The 4,768-nt window shown below is 73.1% G+C and carries 6 protein-coding genes; 3 read left to right on the plus strand and 3 right to left on the minus strand.

The genetic code is table 11. The features are described 5' to 3' along the window. The 3 genes from GA0115240_RS05520 to GA0115240_RS05530 all read left to right on the plus strand — a co-directional run. Positions 1-1,120 (plus strand): magnesium transporter MgtE N-terminal domain-containing protein (locus GA0115240_RS05520; protein ID WP_107407104.1); only part of this gene is annotated, 1,120 nt, incomplete at its 5' end. After that, entirely contained in the window at positions 1,110-1,733 is a 624-nt protein-coding gene (locus tag GA0115240_RS05525) for a DUF1003 domain-containing protein (protein WP_093735526.1), read from the plus strand. The genes GA0115240_RS05520 and GA0115240_RS05525, both read left to right, overlap by 11 nt. A gap of 73 nt (positions 1,734-1,806) precedes the next feature. After that, a complete protein-coding gene (locus tag GA0115240_RS05530; protein WP_093735527.1) occupies positions 1,807-2,955 on the plus strand; it encodes an Mrp/NBP35 family ATP-binding protein in 1,149 nt (382 codons plus the stop codon). A gap of 63 nt (positions 2,956-3,018) precedes the next feature. Here GA0115240_RS05530 and GA0115240_RS05535 read toward each other — a convergent pair whose 3' ends face one another. The 3 genes from GA0115240_RS05535 to GA0115240_RS05545 all read right to left on the minus strand — a co-directional run. Further along, positions 3,019-3,633 (minus strand): hypothetical protein, encoded by a 615-nt coding sequence (locus GA0115240_RS05535; protein ID WP_093735528.1) that lies wholly within the window; start codon positions 3,631-3,633, stop codon positions 3,019-3,021. A 229-nt stretch (positions 3,634-3,862) separates the two neighbouring features. Further along, positions 3,863-4,363, minus strand: a complete 501-nt coding sequence (locus GA0115240_RS05540; protein ID WP_093735529.1) for a sec-independent translocase — start codon at positions 4,361-4,363, stop codon at positions 3,863-3,865. 179 nt (positions 4,364-4,542) lie between these two features. Continuing rightward, positions 4,543-4,768: hypothetical protein (locus tag GA0115240_RS05545; protein WP_218087414.1), on the minus strand; the 226-nt coding region annotated here is incomplete at its 5' end.

The following is a 4,768-nucleotide window of genomic DNA, read 5'->3' on the forward strand; positions in this document are numbered from 1 at the left end:
GCGCCCGGAGGTGCCGGACCCGCTGGGCGCCGCGGGCCCGCGCGAGGAGGAGGGCGAGGAGGTCACCGTGCTGGACGTGTCCATGGTGCAGTTGCCCGCCCGCCGCACCTGGGAGATCGACAAGGTCTTCGTCCGCCGCGGCAAGTCCGGCGCCCTGCGCCGCAAGGGCGAGACCCTGACCGTCGACTGGTCGGCGGTCACCGGCTTCCGGCTGGCCGAGGACGGCCAGGGCGCGGAGAACCTGGTCGCCACCTTCGAGCGGCTGCGCCCGGCGGACCTGGCGAACGTGCTGCACCACCTGTCGCCCAAGCGGCGCGGCGAGGTGGCCGCCGCCCTGGACGACGACCGGCTCGCCGACGTCCTGGAGGAGCTGCCGGACGACGACCAGGTGGAGATCCTCAGCAAGCTCCAGGAGGAGCGGGCCGCCGACGTCCTGGAGGCGATGGACCCCGACGACGCCGCCGACCTGCTGGCCGAGCTGCCCGCCGACGAGCAGGAGCGCCTGCTGGCCCTGATGCAGCCCCAGGAGGCCGCGGGCGTACGGCGGCTGCTGTCGTACGAGGAACGGACCGCGGGCGGCCTGATGACCACCGAGCCGATCGTGCTGGGCCCCGACGCCACCGTCGCCGACGCGCTGGCCCGGATCCGCAACCCCGACCTGTCGCCGGCGCTGGCCGCCCAGGTGTACGTGTGCCGGCCGCCGGAGGAGACGCCCACCGGCCGCTATCTGGGACTGGTGCACTTCCAGCGGCTGCTGCGCGATCCCCCGTACACCCTGCTCGCCTCGATCGTGGACACCGACCTGCGGCCGCTGCGGCCGGACACCGCGCTGCCGTCGGTGACCAGCTTCCTGGCGACGTACAACATGATCTCGGCGCCGGTGGTGGACGAGCGCGGGGCGCTGGTCGGCGCGGTCACGGTGGACGACGTGCTCGACCACCTGCTGCCGGAGGACTGGCGGGAGACCGATCTGCGCGGCGCGGACGGCGCCGCGGACGACGGGTACGACCCGGAGCGGGAGCCGTACGACCCGTACAGCTCGGGAGAGCCGGCCGGCCCGGCCGACGCCGGCGGTCCCGGCAACGGCGCCGCGGGGACGGGGGCCGGCGATGCCCGCTGAGGACCGGGACCGCGACCGGGACCGCGGCAGGCGCTCCACCCGGCACAGCGGCCGCCTCGACCAGCCCAAGGCGCCGCGGCGCAGCCTGCTGCCCAGCTACGACCCGGAGGCGTTCGGCAAGCTGTCCGAGCGGATCGCCCGCTTCCTGGGCACCGGGCGCTTCATCGTCTGGATGACGATCCTGATCATCCTGTGGCTGCTGTGGAACATCTTCGCGCCGAAGGCGGCCCGCTTCGACCCCTACCCGTTCATCTTCCTCACCCTGCTGCTGTCGCTGCAGGCGTCCTACGCCGCCCCGCTGATCCTGCTGGCGCAGAACCGGCAGGACGACCGCGACCGGGTGAACCTCGAACAGGACCGCAAGCAGAACGAGCGCGTCATCGCCGACACCGAGTACCTGACCCGCGAGGTCGCCTCGCTGCGGGTGAACCTCGGCGAGGTCGCCACCCGCGACTGGCTGCGCTCGGAACTCCAGGACCTGCTCCGGGAGATCGAGGACCGGCAGTTCCTGGGCACCACCCGGCCCCCCGGTCCGGTCGCCGGCCGCCGCGCCGGTCCCGCCCCGCGGCCACGCCCCGGCCGCGGCGACGAACGCGACGGCCGGGGCCGCTGAGCCGGTCCGCGCCGCCGTCGCCGTACCATCGTCCCTATGGCTACCACCACTCCCCCAGCCCTCCGGCCGGCAGGTGCCCCCGGGCGCCGCGCCGACCGACGAGGCCGTCCGCGCCGCGCTCGCGACCGTGAACGACCCGGAGATCCACAAGCCGATCACCGATCTCGGCATGGTGAAGTCCGTGGACATCGGCGCGGACGGCGCGGTGGCGGTCGCCATCTACCTGACCGTCTCCGGCTGCCCGATGCGCGACACCATCACCGACCTGGTGACCAAGGCCGTCCAGGGCGTCGCCGGGGTCGCCTCGGTCCGGGTGGCGCTGGACGTGATGAGCGACGAGCAGCGGCGCGAGCTGGCCTCGTCGCTGCGGGGCGGCAAGGCCGAGCGGGAGATCCCGTTCGCGCAGCCCGGCTCGCTGACCCGGGTCTTCGCGGTGGCGTCCGGCAAGGGCGGCGTCGGCAAGTCGTCGGTGACGGTGAACCTGGCCGCGGCGATGGCCGCCGACGGGCTCAAGGTCGGTGTGGTGGACGCGGACATCTACGGCCACAGCGTGCCGCGGATGCTCGGTGTGGAGGGCAAGCCCACCCAGGTCGAGAACATGATCATGCCGCCGTCGGCCAACGGGGTGAAGGTCATCTCGATCGGGATGTTCACCCCGGGCAACGCCCCGGTGGTCTGGCGCGGGCCGATGCTGCACCGGGCGCTGCAGCAGTTCCTGGCCGACGTGTACTGGGGCGACCTGGACGTGCTGCTGCTGGACCTGCCGCCGGGCACCGGCGACATCGCGATCTCGGTGGCGCAACTGGTGCCGAACGCGGAGATCCTGGTGGTGACCACCCCGCAGCAGGCCGCCGCGGAGGTCGCCGAGCGCGCCGGGTCCATCGCGGTGCAGACCCATCAGAAGATCGTGGGCGTGGTGGAGAACATGGCGGGCATGCCGTGCCCGCACTGCGACGAGATCGTGGAGGTCTTCGGCACCGGTGGCGGCGACCGCGTCGCGGAGGGCCTGTCCCGCACCACCGGAACGACGGTGCCGGTCCTCGGCCGCATCCCGATCGACGTACGGCTGCGCGAAGGCGGCGACGACGGGCGCCCGGTGACCTTGAGCCACCCGGACTCGGCGGCGGGGGCCGCGCTGCGCGGCATCGCGTCCAAGCTGGGCGGGCGCGCCCGGGGTCTGGCGGGGATGTCGCTGGGGATCACCCCGCGCAACAAGTTCTAGCCGGTTCCCGCGTCGCGGGCCGGGCCGGGTCCCACCGGCGCGGCCCGCGACGCGGGAGCGTGCTCAGTGCTCGTAGGCACGCACGTCGCGCACCACCGACAGGCCGAGGCCGTAGGGGCTCATGCCGCGCCCGTAGGCGCCCAGGTGGACGCCGCTGGCCGCGCCCGCCATCACCCAGCCGTACTCGGACTCGCGGTAGTGGAAAGGCGTCGGCTCGCCGTCCACCGGAAGGGTGAGCGAGGACCAGCCGGGGCCGTCCAGGTCGTCGGCCATGTCCCAGGCCGCGGCCGTCTGCTGGTCCAGCCAGTCCTGCCGCAGGTTCCGCTCCATGTGCGTGGGCCAGGTGCACGACAAGATGGCCGAGCCGGCCAGCCAGGCCGCCGACGAGACCGAGGTGGCCTCCAGGACACCCGTGCCGTCCGCGCTGAGCCGTCCGGGCCGCCGGGGCACCGTCACGACCACGGCGAACCGCAGTCCCTCGGGGTCGATGGTCTCGGTCTTCAGGGACGGCTCGTCGCCATGCCCGGTCGTGCCGTGCTCGACCGTCCCGTCCGTGCCGACAGCGACCGAGCCCAGCCAGCGGCGGCCGGTGAACGCCTCGTCCAGCCCGTACCACGGGAAATCGGCCATCAAGTAGCCGTCGACCGCCCCCTGCGCCGTGCCGGTCTTCGTCTCCATATGGGTCGCGCCTCCTCCAGTGCCCTTCTGGGCAACTCGCCATCTTGCCCGACCCTGGGTGGGTTCGCGGCTCGAAACGGCGTGGGGTGACGGTGAACACAGGGACAACCGTCCACCATTCAGGTGAAATACCGCACGGCGGTTGACGCAGCCGGTGATCAAGCGCGGACCAGGAACTCCGGCCCGCGCCGAAGCCGGCTCAGCGCGCGCCGGATCAGGTCGCGTCGGCTCAGGTCGCGTCGGCGTCGAACGGCGGCGGCTCTTCCGGGCCGAGCCGCTCGGTCTTGCGCAGCCGGTCCGGCGTGGTGGCCGTGTCGGTGCCGGCCGCCGCCGGGGCCGCCGCCGCACCCGACGCGGCCGCGCCGCCGGAAGCCGCCTTGGCGGCCGGCTCGACGCCGTTCACCGCGTCGGTGACCTCCGCCATCTCCTTGCGGAGATCGAAGCTGTTGCGCAGGTCCTTGAGATCCTTGAGGCCGTACTCGTCTTCGTCGCCGTTCATCAGGTTCTTGCGGATGAACGTCTTGGGGTTGAGGTCCTCGAACTCGAAGTCCTTGAATTCCGGGCCCAGCTCGCGGCGGATGTCCTCCTTGGCGCTGTCGGAGAACTCCCGCACCTTGCGGATGAACCCCATGACGTCCTGGATGACCTTCGGCAGCTTGTCCGGGCCGAACACGAGCACGGCAAGGACTACGAGCGCGACCAGCTCCAGCGGGCCTATGTCGAAGAACACCTTGCAGCTCCTTGGGACGTCCACAGCCGGCTGGGCAGGGTCCGGCGCACTTTACGGTACCCGCCCCCGCCGCTGGTGCGGGAGTGGCCCGGACAACACTACGTCGCCAGGAGGTGAAGGAAGACCCCCCGTACGGGTGTTGACCGGCCCTGATCAGGCATCGGGCCGGTCGCGGGTTCTCAGTGCAGCAGGACGGAGGACCGCGGCGGCTCGGCCACCGCGGGCGTCACCAGCGGCACGGTGCCGGGCGGCAGCAGCGGGCGGGTCAGCGACACCGAGGCGGCCGAGGTGACCGACCGGGCGCCGACCGGGCCGCGCCGGGACCGCTCGTCCGCGGCGCCGAGCGAGACCCGCGGGGTCACCCCGCGGGTGTCGGACACCGAGTTGGCGGTCAGCGGGCTCACC

It is taken from the genome of Streptomyces sp. DvalAA-14 (assembly GCF_900091855.1).
GTDB lineage: Bacteria > Actinomycetota > Actinomycetes > Streptomycetales > Streptomycetaceae > Actinacidiphila.

What these genes read in the sequence shown, in the direction of transcription:
- GA0115240_RS05525 (WP_093735526.1), top strand. Translation starts at nt 1,110, where the DNA reads ATGCCCGCTGAGGACCGGGACCGCGACCGGGACCGCGGCAGGCGCTCC.
- GA0115240_RS05535 (WP_093735528.1), bottom strand. Translation starts at nt 3,633, where the DNA reads ATGGAGACGAAGACCGGCACGGCGCAGGGGGCGGTCGACGGCTACTTG.